We start from the raw sequence: 15,871 nt of genomic DNA, 5'->3' as shown, positions 1-15,871 counted from the left end.
TGGTTTTATCTGACTTTTGACAGAATATCGCTTACCACTTTGTCCGGGGACTGGTCGATATCGATGTATATTGCTTCTTGTTCAGTAGGCTCTATAAGGGTTTTAAACTGACTTTCTAACATTGCTGAACCCTGAAAGTAATGATCTTCTCTTGCCTTAAGTCGTGACCAGATCGTATCAAAATCTCCTTTCAAATAGCAGAATGTTAGATCATCGCAGCCCTTTCTTAACGCATCTCTGTACTCGGGTTTGAGCGCGGAACAGGCCAGAACTAAGTTTTCTTGCTCTTGGATTAGGGCATTTAGCGTTAACAACCACTCTTTTCTGTCTTCGTCGGTAAGAGGAATTCCATTCCTCATTTTTTCGACGTTTTCTACCGGATGGTAATCATCACCATCAAAAAAAGGAATGTTTAGAGATTTAGCTAATGAGTCTCCGATCGACGACTTACCACACCCAGAAACACCCATAACAACGTATTTTTTATTCATATTATTAACTCTTTATCAGGCTCAATGGGCAAACTTATCGCCACCAAAGTGCAAGCTCTGGGAACACAATCACAAGAGCCAGAACACTCACTTGAAGTGCTATAAACGGAAGTAGTGCAGTGAAGATTTCACCAAGGCTTATGTCTTTAGGTGCAACGGATTTTAGATAAAATGCTGCCGGGCCAAACGGTGGTGACAAAAATGCTACTTGCATGTTTAGACAGAACACCACACCAAACCAGATTGGATCCATTCCAAGCCCGGTAATAATCGGAACGAAAATAGGCATGGTAAGGAGTGCTACACCGACCCAATCTAAGAACATTCCTAAAACAAAAAGAATGACCATCATGATAAGTAGAGTAGACATTGCATTACCGCCACTCAGTGCGAGTATGGTTTCCTCAACAAAGTCGATACCGCCCATCAGGTTGTAAACACCAACCAGAGCTGAGGCACCGATACCGATCCACATGATCATGCCGCATGTACGCATGGTTGCGATGGAGGACTCTTTAATCATGGTCCAGTTGAGCTCTTTACGGATGGCTGCGCTGATAGCAATACCAACCACACCCAAAGCAGAGGCTTCAGTGACCGATGCAACACCGGTGTAAATACTGCCTAAAACCGTAGCAACCGATAGCAGAGGGAAGAACAGTGCTTTAAAGTAACTTGGGTGTTCTTGTGCATCTTTCGCCAGATCTTCTTCTGAAGGCAGTGGAGCAAGGGCTGGATTCAGCTTACAGCGAATCAATACGTAAGCCATGTAGAACATAGCCAGAATCAATGCTGGTACGAATGACGCTTTAAACAAGTCGCCAATGGATACTGATGCTGACAAACCATAAATAATGAGTACGATACTTGGTGGCAGCATCGTACCTAGTGCTCCGCCAGCACATGTTGTACCGATCGCCAGTTTACGGTCATAGCCCAGTCTTAACATCTGTGGCAGGGCAAGAATACCGAGTAGCACGGTTTCGCCGCCAATAACGCCCGACATGGATGCAAGGACTACAGCAACAAGTAATGTCTGAACGGCAACACCGCCACGAACTTTACGGCCAACGCTTTTCATTGCATCGAACAAGTCTCGGGCTATCCCTGAACGATCGAGTAACGCTGCCATAAGGACAAACATTGGTACTGCCAGGAACACATACCCGCTTACGAAGCTGAAAATACGACTTGTGATAAGCGGTAGTGCGTCGACGCCAAACCAGCCTAACGTAAATACCAGCGCGACGAGGCCAGTAACGAAGGCTAATTGCATGCCAGTTAACAAAAGGCCAATCATCAAAGCAAGCATTAACAAGCTGCCATATTCGATACCAATCGAAGACAAGTTAGATGTAAAGGTTTGATACCCAACCCAACCTAAAACGGCGGCTAAAGTGACAAGGCCGATAACAAGGAACCAAGGCTTATAGTTCCCCACGTTGGGCTTTGTAGAGGATAAATTACTCATTGTCGTCGCCCCTTAGTTGTTTAACTTCTTTAACTAAATGCAATATGAATTGAATGAACATTAAGCAAACGGTAAATAGAATGATGCCTTTAAGAAGGGCTGGAAACGGTGGATTCCATGCTGAACCAGAAGTTTCCAGTCTTAATCCTCCCCATGGAGCAAACCATGAGTTCTCAACGGTTTGCCATGCGGCGTAAATTAGAAGCCCGCTAAACAGCAGTCCCGCTAAGTGGTGAAAAATATTTAAGTAGCGTTTCGTTTTTTGCGAGACAGAATCGTAGAGCAATACAACGCGTACATGCTTGTCGGTTGCCAGAGCGTAAGCACCACCAATGACAAAAAGTGAACCACCAATGAAAGAGGCAGTTTCATGAACCCACATTGTTGGTGAGTTAAATAAATAACGACTTGCTACTTCATAAAAAGAAATGATGACGGTGGCGACAAATAATAAACTAAACAGCTCACTGATTTTCGTTATCGCTTTGTCGAGAAAATTCTGAGGCATTTCAGCCACGATATTTGTGTCTGATTCTTTCATATGTAAACTTCCAAATGAAATAGGGAGGAGTAAACCTCCCTGTATTTAACAACTTATAGAAGACCTGAGTCTTTTAGGTAAGTCGTAATAGAATCGTAAACTTTTTTCGCATTAGGAGAGAGCTCAGCGTATTTTTCCCATTCACCCATCGCAATCTGACGGAATTTTTTACGCTCTTCTTCAGGCCAGTTGTGAATCGTAATGTTCGGGTTTGCTTCTGCTTCTTTAACCGCTTTCTCATCAGCGATGCGCAGTTGAGTCGTAATATCTTCCGCGAAGTCACGAACAGATACCGTCATGATTTCTTGAAGATCAGCGGGTAGTTTGTCCCATTTTTTCTGACTCATTGAAATATCGATGGTTGGCAGTGAGTGGAAGCCCGGTTGAACAGGGTGGGTTGCAACATCATTCATTCCAGCTTGATGGTTGGTAGAGAAAACGGTGTAGTCAGCTGCATCAATAACGCCTTTGCTCAATCCAGTAAAGACTTCTGAACCTGGTAGGTTGACTGGTGTTGCACCTGCCGCAGCAAACACTTGTTGAACCAGACCTTCTGGAGCACGCAACTTAAGACCTTTTAGGTCAGCAACACCGTTTAGCGGTACCTTAGATACAAAAGATTCAACACCTGTTGTTGAACCACCAATGTATTTAACTCCGTAAGGGGCATAAAGCTCAGTCATCAATTCATAACCACCACCGTAGTTGATGTATTGAAGCAGTTGACGGGTATCTGACCATGCACCAACCATGTTACCGATCAGACCAAACGCTGGATCTTGACCTGTGAAGTAACCTGTTGCTGTGATGTGACCGTCAATGATGCCCATTTTGATTGCACCTAAGGTCTCTGTGTGTTTAACCACAGCACCAACTGGTAGCAAGTCGATTTCAATACGGCCACCAGACATTTTTTCTACGCGTTCCGTCCATTCTTTTTGAACTTGAAAGTTCTTGTCACCAGATGGGTCACTGGATTGAAACTTAAAGTTAAAGTCAGCAGCGAACGCTGAAGTTGACAACAAAGCTAGCGAGATAGCGGAGGTAAGGGATTTTTGTAAGATGTTCATTGATTGGTCCTTTAATTTAATTTCGGATCTCTATTTGTATTCCTACTACGCCCGAATGTTACCGGGAACATGTGGAAAGTTACCGGTAACGTAAATTAAAGTCTAAGAATCTGATCACGTTTTATAACATCGTTAATTTTTTCATAACACGAATGGTGAGGTTTTCATCAAAACGAGCTTAAGTAGATGCCGTTCTTACATAGATGTGTTGGTAATAGGCAAGTAATTCGCAGTTTTTGGAGTAAAGGTTGTTGCGAGATGAGGTAGTAGGAAGCAGGAATAAATTGGATGTTGTTAAGCTTATGGATTTGATGTTAGTAAAACGAAATTCAATAAAAGAGTATTGATGGGATTATTTTAGAGATTGATTTGAGACTTGGAGCGGGCAGCGGGAATCGAACCCGCATCATCAGCTTGGAAGGCTGAGGTAATAGCCATTATACGATGCCCGCGCATCGAAAGGACGTAGTCACTATGCCACATTGAATCGAAAAGAAAAGTCTTTTCTCTTCAATTGTTTGTTGGTTGGGTGAAAATTAATCAAGATGTCATAAAAGTCCGGTTAACAAGGGATAAAGAGCGTTCATTACGACCACACTACCACTTCAAAGCATCATGCTAGCCTAAGAGAGTGCCTGTACATTGAACACTTGGCTTTCATGGTCAAAACTCTATCAGTATCAACAATTATTTATTTCCAGCTATACGAGTAATCGTTAAGGCCGCGATCACAGTTGTTGTCGGTATAACAGAGGAGAAGGTAAATGTGGAAAGGATTCATAATCGGTTTTATTACCTTGCTGATAACAGCTTGTGGCACAGTAACGACTGATGTCGATAAACAGGCCGATTTTTCATCATATAGGACGTTTGATTTTGGAGAGCTGGGAGATACACCTGCGAGTATTGATACACGACGTATAGAACAGGGCATTGCTGTTCAACTTGAGGGACAAGGGCTGAGTAAAGTAGAAAGTGGTGGGGATATTTATGTTCACCATGATATTGTTACAAGCTCTGAGTTTGTTTCTTCTGGTTCAACCCTTAGTTTTGGGTACGGATGGAATAGCTTTGGTGTGATTAGTTCTGGTCCTGATCGGTACAGAGAGAGAAAATACGGTAATTTGGTTGTCCAGCTGGTGGATGCTAAAGCGAATCAAGTGGTGTGGAAAGGAGTGTCCAGTCGTAAGCTAACGGAATCCATGGACACTGAAAGCAGAGAAAATTTAATTGCAGAAGAAATTGCGAAAATGTTTGAAAACTATCCCTACGGGGAACAATAGTGCCGACTTTGTCGGGTTTTCAAGTATTTCTGATACATAAATAGAAAGGGAGCGTCAAGTGACAGCTCCCTTTTTAAGTTAAGTATTGCCTGTGTTTTTAAGCGCTAGCGTAAATGACGCTGCCGCCTTTGATCGTATCAATGATATCGCGTGTTAGGTTTTCAGGAAGAGCAGGACAACCCCAACTGCGCCCTAAGTAACCGTTCTTTTCAATGAAAGATGGGTTAGCGTATTTGGCACCGTGCACAACAATGTAACGTTCGCGAGCTTTGTCGTTTATTCCGGAACTCAGCCCGTCTAGGCGCAGAGAATACCCGTTAGAGCCATAATAAGTAGTGTCAGTCAAAAACGTACCTAATGATGTTTTACGTGAATTCACAACGTTCGAGAACTTTGTTGCTTGCTTCTTGCCACTGTTAACCCCGTGAGATACGTAGGTCTTATAGATAAGTTTTTTCTTATCTAAGTCAACGACATAAAATCGTTTTTCAGTGGACGGTTTGCTGTAATCAATGATCGTAAGAATTGATTTTTTGCGCTTTGTTGTCTTTTCGTACGCATGGTAAGCGTCATTAAAAAGCTTAAAATCAATAACGCCTTCTAATTTGGCTTCAAGATACGCTTCTACAACATGTTCTTGAGAAAGACTGTGTAATATTTGCAGTTGAATGTATTTCTCTTCTTCAACTTGATTTTTAACATCTGAACTTGTTTCAGACGCGAAAGTGAATACGGAAAAAAAGGTCCATATTAACAATAATAATGACTTTTTCATTTTGAATTATTAAAAATTAATGTGTTACAAACTCACTGAACATGCTGTGTTCAGTAATACTACATGCACTTCCATATGATTAACCCTACATTTCATAAGACAAAACATCTATGTATGAGGTTAAATATCTAATGTCAGCATCATTGCTAACAATTTGAAAATAAAAAGCTTTTCGATATAACCGAAAAGCTTGAGAGTGAATAATAGCGTATTTGAGTAGTTAATAAAACCAGTTATAGCGTCAGATAATTCTCTAAAAAGGTAAAAAACAACGTTTCATTATAAAGGAAGTAGAAAAAATCTTATCATTTCAATATGTTTATTTTTCATGGTTAGATATGATTTGGAAATTAAGATTTGTGACCGTGGTCGTAACATTTATGAGTGAAAGATAGAGTTTAAGCACTTACGTGGAGTCACATACAAAGTTCAATAACAGGGATGAGGTTGAAATGAAGGTATTTGAATGTGTGTCTTTCATGTTACTGAAAGACGAGGAAGTTCTGCTAGAAACGAGAGCAAAAGATAAGGCAACTGATCCGGGAGCAATAGCAATCCCTGGCGGGCATATGGAGCAAGGGGAAACCCAACAGCAGGCTCTGTTTCGTGAACTTGAAGAAGAGTTAAATGTCATTCCACAATCATTTGTGTACCTATGTTCGCTCTACCATCCAACGACTGAGCTGCAGTTAATTCATTATTATGTGGTTTCTGACTGGGAAGGAAAAATAGAGTGCCATGAAGCAGAGTGTGTAGATTGGTATTCCCCGGTTGATTCACCAGTTGGGACTGAAGTTGACCGAGTTGCATTAAAAGAATTACAGAGGTTAAAAAATGTAATTACCTAATTATTAAGGTAATAGTTTTTAAGAATTACTTAAGTCAAAGGTTTTAACTTGTGTATTTTTAGAGTTATCTATTTGGTATCCAGTTATATTCAGGCTGGATATTGTTAAATATCAACTTTTTATTAAATGTCTTGTGTTAGTTTTACTGATTGTTAAATTCTCTGTTTCACTTTTATATGAGAGTTTAAGTGTTGGCTAAGCAGGCTTCAGTAATATTAAAAATTAGGCTTTGATTTAAAAGGTAATTATATGGATAAGAAATGCGGGCAGTGCCGACATTTCATGAGAGATAAAGCGAGCAGTAAAGATTTATGTGGTGCTTGGGGGCAGCCCACAACCGCGACCCGTCTGGCTTGTGATTTTTTTATGTCGACTGTACCTGCGAAAAGTCGGGTGCCGGTTATGACCGAAGAAAAACACCGTTAAGTTCTAATTTCACTTATCTTGAATACTTACGGAACGCTATTTGGTTAACTCTTAACGCTTATCTGCAATTGACAGCTCCGCCAGTTTTGATTGTTCGGAATGATTACGGCTAGCAGACCTCCACCACTCACGGAGTTGCCCGATATTTACTGGTTTACCGAACAGGTAACCTTGTACGTAGTCACAACGGTTTCCAGACAGCCATTGATGCACTGTCTCTGTTTCTATGCCTTCCGCGGTTACCGTTTTATTCTGAGCGTGGCAAAGCTCAATAATTGGTTTAATGACATGCCTATTATCGGTATTCATCAATGTCATTAAGAACTCCCGGTCAAGTTTTATCTTTTGAACAGGATACTGAACGAGTTGAGTCAGAGAAGTATAACCTGAACCAAAGTCATCGAGTGCGAGTCGATAACCTAATCTAGAAAGCATATCAATAAGGGCTGTTCCGCGGTGATCTGATGTAAAAGTTTCGGTTATCTCAAACTCGATGAACTTCGATTCGACATTGTTATTTTTGCAATGCGTGTGAATGTACTCGGCCATCTTGACGGAGTTTAACTCAGCTGATGATAAGTTAATCGACAGAATAATGTCTTTGTCAAAGATACCTCTCAGCTCATGGTATCTGGCGATTGCGTTGGAAAACACCCAGCGGTCTATTTTGTCAAATAAACCTGATTGCTCAGCAATGGGGATAAACTCAGAAGGAGGTACTGATCCTAATCCTTTCGCTTCCCAGCGTAATAGTACTTCTAACCCTTCAACTGAATAATCTGAGCAGTTCATATAAGGCTGAAAAACCAGATGGAACTCTTGCTCTACATCCGCTCTCCGGAGTGCTTGTTCTATTTGGCTTCGTCTATTAGTTTCTATGTTTAGCTCGGCAGAGTAGTACGCGTATTGGTTTTTCCCTGCGTTTTTTGCCTGATACATAGCAGCGTCAGCGCTGGAGAGGAGTTTCGCTATATCTGTTCCATCCTCTGGGTAGCAGGCAATGCCAACACTGGCGGTAACGGGTAAATTATTAGACCTGGAATGGCTTAGGCTACTGATAGGTTTCAGTAACTCTGTTGCAAGCAAATCTGGGGTGTCAGGCAAATAATGGTCAGAGCTTAGCAGAATAGCGAACTCATCACCGGATAGGCGCGCACCAAAACAGGGGGCGTCATATTGCTGGGAAATCTTTTGGCAAGCGTTCTTCATGTGGGAAGAAAAAACTTTTAATAATTCGTCCCCCACCTTATGGCCATATTTGTCGTTAACGTATTTAAAGTTATCTAAATCGACATAGATAACCCACAGATATGGAGGTGGAGAGGAGAGCTCCCGCGTTGCAAGTTCCTGGAATCGGTGGCGATTAGCGAGTTGCGTGAGGTGATCGGTTTCGGCAAAACGTTTGGTTTTATGATAAGCGGCGTTTAATTCTTCGTACATATCAAAGAAATGTGCCGACAGGCGGCCTATCTCATCATTGGTTTCCAGCTTCTCTATATTACTTCGCTGATTCGATTCAAGTTCTTTAAGTTGTTCATCCAGTTGAGCGACGGGGCGCAATACATTGCGGTACAGGACAAAAACAATTAATGCAATGGTACAAAATGCAGCGATACCGAATGACAAGGCCAGCTCTAGCCATACTTTATCGATTTTGTTCCACATTAAGTATTCCGCAGGAGACAGGACTGCAAACAAGTGGGGCAGTAGTTCGATGGTTTGTGCAAGCGGTATATCAAGAGAAACTGGTTGGTCAGAAAAAGTGATCACACTGTGTGTGTCGAACTCAATTTCATGTTTGATATCGCTGAATGCATCAAGTGAAACGGTCACTACAATAAAAAACGCGTTTCTAGGATCGAAGCTCAGTGGCTGCTCTCCTGTCCGTTTATCGACTAATCCGTATTGAAGGAGAACATTCTGACCGCTGGAGTCATAAATAAAGCCGGTGTGGCTACCGTTGCCGTGTTGTTCAAAGCTATTTGAGATGTAATGTAAGACATTGGGATCAATGGAGTCTGTAGAGTCAAAAGGCTCGCTTTCCGCGAAATAGAGTGGTGTTTGATAGCCATTGAGGATTGCCATATTAACAGCACCATTATATCCGTGGCTTAACACGTTAGCGGTTTCATCAAGTTGGTTGAATAATATGCTCTCCCTATAGGGATTATCGTGATTAATCAGGTAGTCTTGAAGAATATCACTCTTACGCAGAGTGTAGTTAAGGCCGTTAAGAAAAGCACTTGCATGCCGAAACTGTCCCGCGAGTTTCTCCATTTGTAGTTGAATATAACTCTCTTCGCGCTTGATGAGTGTTTGTTTTTGCACACTATGTATGATGTAACTCGATACCAATGCGCTTAGCAAGATAACTGGCGTGACAAGCAAAATGACTCTACTGCTCAATTTCATTATTTTTTTAATTCCGTTTGTTTCCCTACAAACGTTTCATACCTGCTTGGTAGTGAACGAATGAAATATCTATATGAAATGTAACTGATTTCATTAGTTGTTTATATGGGTATTGCTCGCAAAAAACTGCTAGCTATTCTGGAACTGTGATCTGAAGATTGCTTTTTGGCCAATTAATCACGTTGTCACTCAGTTTGTCCGCGAATCGTCAATTGAGAAAGCGACGTCATACAAACTTTCCCCGCTCGGGTTTAGAATGTCCATCGAAACGTTTCGATGAATAATGTGTGATTTATGTTTTATTTTTGTGTATTTCGATGATTGGTTTGCAGATCATTCTCACACCTTCCTGAATGACCTCTTTTCAAAATTCAGCATCGAATTATTATGGCGTCGAAACGTTTCGATGAGTTTTCTGTAAATAACCAAAATATCTTAATACAGTCACTTATCGTTGTATGAACGTGTAACCGAAAGGTCTATGAGATGAAAAAAACTGCCCTTATAAACTCAGATATTTCTTACTTGGTGGCTACCTTAGGTCATACCGACGAAATCACCATTTGTGATGCCGGACTGCCAATTCCTGAACACGTACAACGAATCGATTTGGCGTTGACTCATGGGGTACCAAGTTTTCTTGATACCGTCCGAGTGATTCTTTCTGAATCTCAAATCGAAGGCGTCATTATTGCAGAAGAGTTTACCGATGTTAGCCCTGAGCTTCATAAGGCGCTGATTGAAGAGCTCAACAAAGAAAGCGAAAGAACAGAAAGAAACATCGAAGTTAACTATGTTTCGCACGAAGCGTTTAAAGCTCGCACAGAACAAAGCCGAGCCGTGATTCGTACTGGTGAATGTACGCCATATGCGAACGTTATCTTCCAAGCTGGCGTAGTTTTTTAAGCTGGCATGGCTTTTTAAGCCAGAGAATTTGAGGAAAGATTATGACTCAAGCCATTCTACAACTGAGCGATATTGAAAAAGCGTTTCCGGGCGTTAAGGCGTTAGATAAAGCGAGCCTGAACGTTTACCCAGGGCGAGTGATGGCGCTCATGGGTGAAAATGGGGCAGGCAAATCAACATTGATGAAAGTGCTGACCGGTATCTATCAAATGGACTCCGGGAGCATTAAGTATCAGAGTCAACCTGCGGCATTTAAAGGTCCACGAGACTCCCAGGAAGCAGGAATCAGTATTATCCATCAGGAACTGAATTTGATTCCTGAGCTGACGATTGCTGAGAATATCTTCATTGGACGTGAATTCACCGGCACGATGGGGCGTATTCAGTGGAGCAAAATGTATCAGGAAGCCGATAAGCTACTTCAGCGTCTAAACGTAAAGCACAGTTCCAAGACACTGCTTGGTGATCTAAGTCTTGGTGAGCAACAAATGGTCGAAATTGCAAAAGCGCTCTCTTTTGAATCCAAAGTTATCATCATGGACGAACCTACGGATGCACTGACTGATACGGAAACCGAGTCTCTATTTAAAGTGATCAATGAGCTTCGTGCTGAAGGTTGCGGCATCGTTTATATCTCGCACCGTTTAAAAGAAATCTTTGAAATCTGTGACGACATTACCGTACTTCGTGATGGCAAATTTATTGGCGAATGTCAGGTGGTGGATACCAATGAAGATGGTCTTATCGAAATGATGGTTGGCCGTAAGCTTGAAGAGCAGTACCCGCGCATTGATGTGAAACATGGAGAAACCTGTCTTGAAGTCGTTGGTTTAACCGGTTCCGGTGTTCACGATGTCAGCTTCTCACTTAAACGTGGTGAGATCCTCGGTATTTCGGGTTTGATGGGCGCAGGTCGTACAGAGCTGATGAAGGTGATTTACGGCGCTTTACCTAGTGAGCGTGGTGTTATCAACTTGGACAACAAAACCATCAATCCCGTTAGCCCTCAAGATGGTTTAGCAAATGGTATTGCCTACATTTCCGAAGACCGTAAAGGTGATGGTTTGGTGCTTGGCTTGTCAGTCAAAGAGAACATGTCTCTATGTTCGTTGGACAAGCTGACCAAGGGTGTCCAAATCCAACATGGTGAAGAGGTGCTGGCAGTGGAAGACTTTATCAAGCTCTTCAACATAAAAACGCCAACACGTGACCAGATTATCGGCAACCTTTCTGGCGGTAACCAACAGAAGGTGGCTATTGCTAAAGGGCTGATGACCAAACCGAAAGTTCTGATTCTGGATGAACCAACGCGCGGTGTGGATGTTGGTGCCAAGAAAGAAATTTACCAGCTAATCAACAAATTCAAAGCCGACGGCATGAGCATCATCTTAGTTTCTTCTGAGATGCCGGAAGTGCTCGGTATGAGTGACCGTATTCTTGTTATGCATGAAGGTCGTATTACTGGCGAATTTGATGCGAAAGACGCCGATCAAGAAAAATTACTCGCCTGTGCCGTAGGCAAAAAGATCAATGAGGAAGCAGCATGAGTACTAACACCATGAACAAACCAGCTGAAACCAGCAAAAAGCTGTTCAATAAAGAGTGGTTGATTGAACAAAAATCACTGATTGCACTTATTTTTCTGATTGTTGTTGTGTCGTTTTTAAATCCGAACTTTTTTACGGTAGACAACATTCTTAATATTCTGCGTCAAACTTCAGTAAATGCGATCATCGCAGTGGGTATGACACTGGTTATCCTGACCGCGGGTATCGATCTAAGTGTGGGTTCTGTGCTTGCACTCTGTGGTGCATTTGCTGCAAGCCTGATTGCGATGGAAGTTCCTGTCTTGGTTGCCGTACCAACCGCACTTCTTGCTGGTGCCGCGTTGGGTGCGATTAGCGGCATCATTATCGCTAAGGGTAAAGTTCAGGCCTTTATCGCCACACTGGTTACTATGACGTTATTACGTGGTGTAACCATGGTATATACCGATGGTCGTCCAATCTCAACTGGCTTCACTGATACTGCAGATGCGTTTGCATGGTTTGGTACAGGTTATGCGCTTGGTATTCCGGTTCCTGTCTGGCTGATGGTGATCGTGTTTGCCGCAGCGTGGTACTTACTAAACCACACTCGCTTTGGTCGCTACGTTTACGCACTTGGCGGCAATGAATCAGCGACTCGCTTATCCGGTATCAATGTTGACCGCGTGAAGATTGGTGTGTACGCCATCTGCGGTATGTTAGCGGCGCTTGCCGGCATCATCGTAACATCTCGTCTTTCTTCTGCACAGCCAACAGCAGGTATGGGTTACGAGCTTGATGCAATTGCAGCAGTTGTTCTGGGTGGCACCAGCCTGATGGGTGGTAAAGGCCGAATCATGGGTACGTTAATCGGTGCGCTTATCATCGGCTTCCTGAACAACGCGCTGAACTTACTAGACGTTTCCTCTTACTACCAAATGATTGCGAAAGCAGTGGTTATCTTGCTAGCGGTACTGGTAGACAACAAAAACAAGTAATTCATAACAATCTAAAACAATGTGAATAAAACCGAGCTGGTAGACGTGTACTGGCTCCCCCTACACAAAGGACTAGAACGATGAAAAAACTCGCAACTCTTATCTCTGCTGCACTTCTTTCTTCAACGGTATCAGTAGCTGCACAAGCTCAGGATACGATGGCGATTGTGGTTTCAACCCTGAACAACCCGTTCTTCGTAACGATGAAAGACGGCGCTGAAGCGAAAGCGAAAGAACTTGGTTACAACCTGATTGTACTGGACTCGCAAAACGATCCGAGTAAAGAACTGTCGAACATCGAAGATTTGAGCATTCGTGGCGTTAAAGCAATTTTGATTAATCCAACGGATTCAGATGCAGTATCTAACGCGATTCGTATGGCGAACCGTTCTAAGATCCCTGTACTTACACTAGACCGTGGTGCAAGCCGTGGTGACGTGGTTAGTCATATTGCTTCAGATAACGTAGTGGGTGGCGAGATGGCAGGTCATTACATCATGGAGAGAGTTGGCGAGAAAGCGAAAGTGATTCAGCTAGAAGGTATTGCAGGTACGTCTGCAGCGCGTGAGCGTGGTGAGGGCTTCATGACTTCTGTTAAGAGTAGCAGCATGGAACTTCTTGCAAGCCAACCAGCGGACTTCGACCGTACTAAGGGTCTGAACGTTATGGAAAACCTACTGGCAGCTAACCCAGATGTACAAGCGGTATTTGCGCAAAACGATGAAATGGCCCTAGGGGCTCTGCGCGCAGTTCAGGCATCAGGTAAAGACATCGTAATCGTAGGTTTTGATGGTACTGATGATGGTATCGCAGCAGTTAACCGCGGTAAGTTAGCGGCGACTATTGCTCAGCAACCCGATCTGATTGGTGCTCTTGGTGTGGAGACGGCAGACAAAGTCTTAAAAGGCGAACAAGTAGAAGCTTACATCCCGGTTCCTTTAAAAGTGGTAACCAAATAAGCCTGATACTGGATAAATTGCCCTGATTTCTTCGCTCTCTCCTCCGTTTTTATCTGTTGTCAGGAGGAGAGAGCAAGAATAGATGCCTATGACTTTTTAATGCGGCTCATTCGTCCGAAAAGAGAAGTTAAAGTCATCTATCGTTTTTCAACAAACTGTTTTTCAAAAAGGGTTCATTCAGAACCGAGGATAACCGTATGAATAAGTTAGTAGTGTTAGGTAGTGTAAACGCTGACCATGTTCTTCAAGTGCCTTCTTTTCCTCGCCCTGGCGAGACGCTTCATGGCCGCAACTACCAAGTTATTCCTGGCGGAAAAGGTGCGAACCAAGCCGTTGCTGCGGCGCGCCTGAAGGCTGATATCGGTTTTATTGCTTGTGTCGGCGATGACGCATTCGGTATTAATATTCGTGAGAATTTTAAAGTAGATGGCATTGATATCAGCGCAGTTAAGATGCAGCCAAACTGCCCGACAGGTATCGCGATGATCCAGGTATCAGACAGTGGTGAAAACAGCATCTGCATTTCGGCAGAAGCTAACGCTAAGCTTACAGCAGAGGCCATTGAGCCTGATCTGGAGCGCATCCGTCAGGCTGAGTATCTGCTGATGCAACTAGAAACACCGCTATGTGGTATTGAAAAAGCGGCCCTTATTGCTAAAGATGCAAAAACAAATGTGATTCTAAACCCGGCTCCAGCCAGAGAGTTGTCAGATCAATTGCTAGCTTGTATTGACGTTATTACACCAAATGAAACCGAAGCAGAAGTGCTAACGGGTGTTACGGTAACGGATAACGATAGCGCGCAAGAAGCAGCGAATGTTCTACATGCGAAGGGCATCGAAATCGTTATGATCACACTGGGTGCTAAAGGTGTTTGGCTGAGCCAAAATGGTCACGGTGAAATCATTTCAGGTTTCCGTGTAGAGGCGACAGACACCACCGCTGCGGGTGATACATTTAATGGGGCATTCGTCACTGGTTTATTGGAAGGTTTGTCTTTAGAATCAGCAATTAAGTTTGCGCACGCGGCGGCCGCGATTTCAGTTACTCGCTTCGGTGCTCAGACTTCTATTCCAACTCGTGATGAGGTGGATGCTTTTTTGGCTGAAAGCTAGGGTCAACAGACCCTAATAAAAAGGAATTAGTAACATGGCAACGATGAAAGACATCGCAAAACTGGCAGGGGTTTCCACTTCAACAGTGAGCCATGTTATTAACAAAACTCGCTTTGTCAGCGAGGAAATTTCTGAACGTGTTAACAACGCAGCAAAAGAACTCAATTATTACGCGCCGTCCGCACTTGCCCGCAGCCTTAAAATCAACCGAACCAAAACAATTGGCATGTTAGTGACAACGTCGACTAACCCATTCTTTGGTGAGGTGGTTAAAGGTGTAGAACGCAGTTGTTACCACAAAGGTTACAGCCTCATTTTATGTAACACTGAGGGTGATAATGAACGTATGCGTCATTCCATTAATACGCTACTGCAAAAGCGGGTTGATGGGTTAATACTGATGTGCGATTCAGTGGGAGGTGAGCGTATTGATGTGTTCGAGCGCTACCCTGATATTCCTGTCGTTGTGATGGACTGGGGACCAATGCTGTTTACCAGCGATAAGATTCAGGATAACTCTCTTCTGGGCGGTTATTTAGCAACCAAGCATCTTATAGATTGCGGTCACAAGGAGATTGGTTGTATTACCGGCCCTCTGATTAAGCATCAGGCCCAGATGCGTTATGAAGGCTACAAGCGCGCGATGAACGAAGCGGGCTTGGAATTTAATTCCAACTGGATTATCGAGTCTGATTTTGAATGTGAAGGTGGCTATCAGGCCTTTATGAATATGCACGAAAGGGGAGTGTTACCCAGCTCAATTTTTGTGTCTAACGACATGATGGCAATGGGCGTTATTAATGCTGCAAACGAGCTTGATGTTAAGGTACCAGACGACATTTCTATTATTGGCTACGATGACATTCACATCGCTAAGTATATGTCTCCTTCTCTGACCACCATTCACCAACCTAAATACAGATTAGGTCAGGCCGCAGTAGAGACCTTAGTTCGAAGATTGGACGAGAAATCAGATGAGGCTGGAGTAGTACAGCTAGAACCTACGTTAATTGAACGAAAGAGTGTCAAGGTCTTAAGTGAATAAACTAA

At 43.1% G+C, this 15,871-nt stretch carries 15 protein-coding genes and 1 tRNA gene; 9 read left to right on the top strand and 7 right to left on the bottom strand.

The genetic code is table 11. The features are described 5' to 3' along the window. Positions 1-5 precede the first annotated feature (5 nt). From KHN79_RS19185 to KHN79_RS19165, 5 genes are all read right to left on the bottom strand, one after another. Positions 6-491, bottom strand: a complete 486-nt coding sequence (locus KHN79_RS19185) for a gluconokinase (RefSeq protein WP_182009107.1) — start codon at positions 489-491, stop codon at positions 6-8. 34 nt (positions 492-525) lie between these two features. Further along, positions 526-1,803 carry a TRAP transporter large permease subunit gene (locus KHN79_RS19180; protein WP_182009402.1) on the bottom strand — a complete coding sequence of 426 codons (1,278 nt, stop codon included), beginning with the start codon at positions 1,801-1,803 and terminating at the stop codon, positions 526-528. 151 nt (positions 1,804-1,954) lie between these two features. Further along, positions 1,955-2,503: a TRAP transporter small permease subunit gene (locus tag KHN79_RS19175; protein WP_182009108.1), complete on the bottom strand. Its 549-nt coding sequence runs from the start codon at positions 2,501-2,503 to the stop codon at positions 1,955-1,957. 53 nt (positions 2,504-2,556) lie between these two features. Then, positions 2,557-3,573, bottom strand: a complete 1,017-nt coding sequence (locus tag KHN79_RS19170) for a TRAP transporter substrate-binding protein (RefSeq protein WP_182009109.1) — start codon at positions 3,571-3,573, stop codon at positions 2,557-2,559. Positions 3,574-3,950: 377 nt separating this feature from the next. Continuing rightward, positions 3,951-4,025 (bottom strand) — tRNA-Gly (locus KHN79_RS19165). A 312-nt stretch (positions 4,026-4,337) separates the two neighbouring features. Between KHN79_RS19165 and KHN79_RS19160 the strand changes: the two genes are divergently transcribed. Further along, the gene (locus tag KHN79_RS19160; RefSeq protein ID WP_182009110.1) at positions 4,338-4,856 is read left to right on the top strand and encodes a DUF4136 domain-containing protein; all 519 of its coding nucleotides are present in this window, start codon (positions 4,338-4,340) and stop codon (positions 4,854-4,856) included. A gap of 97 nt (positions 4,857-4,953) precedes the next feature. Here the strand turns inward: KHN79_RS19160 and KHN79_RS19155 are convergent, their stop codons facing one another. Next, positions 4,954-5,631 carry a murein L,D-transpeptidase catalytic domain family protein gene (locus tag KHN79_RS19155; protein ID WP_182009111.1) on the bottom strand — a complete coding sequence of 226 codons (678 nt, stop codon included), beginning with the start codon at positions 5,629-5,631 and terminating at the stop codon, positions 4,954-4,956. A gap of 452 nt (positions 5,632-6,083) precedes the next feature. On the opposite strand from KHN79_RS19155, the gene KHN79_RS19150 reads away from it, so the two are divergent. Beyond that, complete coding sequence (locus KHN79_RS19150; RefSeq protein WP_182009112.1) at positions 6,084-6,479, top strand: NUDIX domain-containing protein; 396 nt, start codon at positions 6,084-6,086, stop codon at positions 6,477-6,479. 249 nt (positions 6,480-6,728) lie between these two features. Next, positions 6,729-6,905: a hypothetical protein gene (locus KHN79_RS19145; RefSeq protein ID WP_182009113.1), complete on the top strand. Its 177-nt coding sequence runs from the start codon at positions 6,729-6,731 to the stop codon at positions 6,903-6,905. A gap of 51 nt (positions 6,906-6,956) precedes the next feature. Here the strand turns inward: KHN79_RS19145 and KHN79_RS19140 are convergent, their stop codons facing one another. Next, a complete protein-coding gene (locus tag KHN79_RS19140) occupies positions 6,957-9,317 on the bottom strand; it encodes an EAL domain-containing protein (protein ID WP_182009114.1) in 2,361 nt (786 codons plus the stop codon). 486 nt (positions 9,318-9,803) lie between these two features. On the opposite strand from KHN79_RS19140, the gene rbsD reads away from it, so the two are divergent. From rbsD to KHN79_RS19110, 6 genes are all read left to right on the top strand, one after another. Next, positions 9,804-10,223 (top strand): D-ribose pyranase, encoded by a 420-nt coding sequence (gene rbsD / locus KHN79_RS19135; RefSeq protein WP_182009115.1) that lies wholly within the window; start codon positions 9,804-9,806, stop codon positions 10,221-10,223. Between the two features lie 41 nt (positions 10,224-10,264). Beyond that, positions 10,265-11,770, top strand: coding sequence for a ribose ABC transporter ATP-binding protein RbsA (gene rbsA / locus KHN79_RS19130; RefSeq protein WP_182009116.1), 1,506 nt, complete (start codon positions 10,265-10,267; stop codon positions 11,768-11,770). Continuing rightward, positions 11,767-12,747 carry a ribose ABC transporter permease gene (rbsC, locus tag KHN79_RS19125; protein ID WP_182009117.1) on the top strand — a complete coding sequence of 327 codons (981 nt, stop codon included), beginning with the start codon at positions 11,767-11,769 and terminating at the stop codon, positions 12,745-12,747. Before rbsA ends, rbsC begins: the two co-directional genes overlap by 4 nt. 80 nt (positions 12,748-12,827) lie before the next feature. Further along, positions 12,828-13,706, top strand: a complete 879-nt coding sequence (gene rbsB, locus KHN79_RS19120) for a ribose ABC transporter substrate-binding protein RbsB (protein WP_182009118.1) — start codon at positions 12,828-12,830, stop codon at positions 13,704-13,706. A 197-nt stretch (positions 13,707-13,903) separates the two neighbouring features. Continuing rightward, a complete protein-coding gene (rbsK, locus tag KHN79_RS19115) occupies positions 13,904-14,821 on the top strand; it encodes a ribokinase (RefSeq protein WP_182009119.1) in 918 nt (305 codons plus the stop codon). 34 nt (positions 14,822-14,855) lie between these two features. Then, entirely contained in the window at positions 14,856-15,866 is a 1,011-nt protein-coding gene (locus tag KHN79_RS19110) for a substrate-binding domain-containing protein (protein WP_182009120.1), read from the top strand. Positions 15,867-15,871 lie beyond the last annotated feature (5 nt).

Origin of the sequence: Vibrio sp. B1FLJ16, from assembly GCF_905175385.1 — a bacterium.
Taxonomy (GTDB): domain Bacteria; phylum Pseudomonadota; class Gammaproteobacteria; order Enterobacterales; family Vibrionaceae; genus Vibrio.
Note: the sequence above shows the minus strand (reverse complement) of the source record. Positions and strands in the feature narration are given on the sequence as shown.

What these genes read in the sequence shown, in the direction of transcription:
- rbsC (WP_182009117.1), top strand. Translation starts at nt 11,767, where the DNA reads ATGAGTACTAACACCATGAACAAACCAGCTGAAACCAGCAAAAAGCTG.
- KHN79_RS19185 (WP_182009107.1), bottom strand. Translation starts at nt 491, where the DNA reads ATGAATAAAAAATACGTTGTTATGGGTGTTTCTGGGTGTGGTAAGTCG.
- KHN79_RS19110 (WP_182009120.1), top strand. Translation starts at nt 14,856, where the DNA reads ATGGCAACGATGAAAGACATCGCAAAACTGGCAGGGGTTTCCACTTCA.
- KHN79_RS19175 (WP_182009108.1), bottom strand. Translation starts at nt 2,503, where the DNA reads ATGAAAGAATCAGACACAAATATCGTGGCTGAAATGCCTCAGAATTTT.
- KHN79_RS19180 (WP_182009402.1), bottom strand. Translation starts at nt 1,803, where the DNA reads ATGCTTGCTTTGATGATTGGCCTTTTGTTAACTGGCATGCAATTAGCC.
- KHN79_RS19160 (WP_182009110.1), top strand. Translation starts at nt 4,338, where the DNA reads ATGTGGAAAGGATTCATAATCGGTTTTATTACCTTGCTGATAACAGCT.
- KHN79_RS19170 (WP_182009109.1), bottom strand. Translation starts at nt 3,573, where the DNA reads ATGAACATCTTACAAAAATCCCTTACCTCCGCTATCTCGCTAGCTTTG.
- KHN79_RS19140 (WP_182009114.1), bottom strand. Translation starts at nt 9,317, where the DNA reads ATGAAATTGAGCAGTAGAGTCATTTTGCTTGTCACGCCAGTTATCTTG.
- KHN79_RS19155 (WP_182009111.1), bottom strand. Translation starts at nt 5,631, where the DNA reads ATGAAAAAGTCATTATTATTGTTAATATGGACCTTTTTTTCCGTATTC.
- KHN79_RS19145 (WP_182009113.1), top strand. Translation starts at nt 6,729, where the DNA reads ATGGATAAGAAATGCGGGCAGTGCCGACATTTCATGAGAGATAAAGCG.
- rbsB (WP_182009118.1), top strand. Translation starts at nt 12,828, where the DNA reads ATGAAAAAACTCGCAACTCTTATCTCTGCTGCACTTCTTTCTTCAACG.
- KHN79_RS19150 (WP_182009112.1), top strand. Translation starts at nt 6,084, where the DNA reads ATGAAGGTATTTGAATGTGTGTCTTTCATGTTACTGAAAGACGAGGAA.
- rbsA (WP_182009116.1), top strand. Translation starts at nt 10,265, where the DNA reads ATGACTCAAGCCATTCTACAACTGAGCGATATTGAAAAAGCGTTTCCG.
- rbsD (WP_182009115.1), top strand. Translation starts at nt 9,804, where the DNA reads ATGAAAAAAACTGCCCTTATAAACTCAGATATTTCTTACTTGGTGGCT.
- rbsK (WP_182009119.1), top strand. Translation starts at nt 13,904, where the DNA reads ATGAATAAGTTAGTAGTGTTAGGTAGTGTAAACGCTGACCATGTTCTT.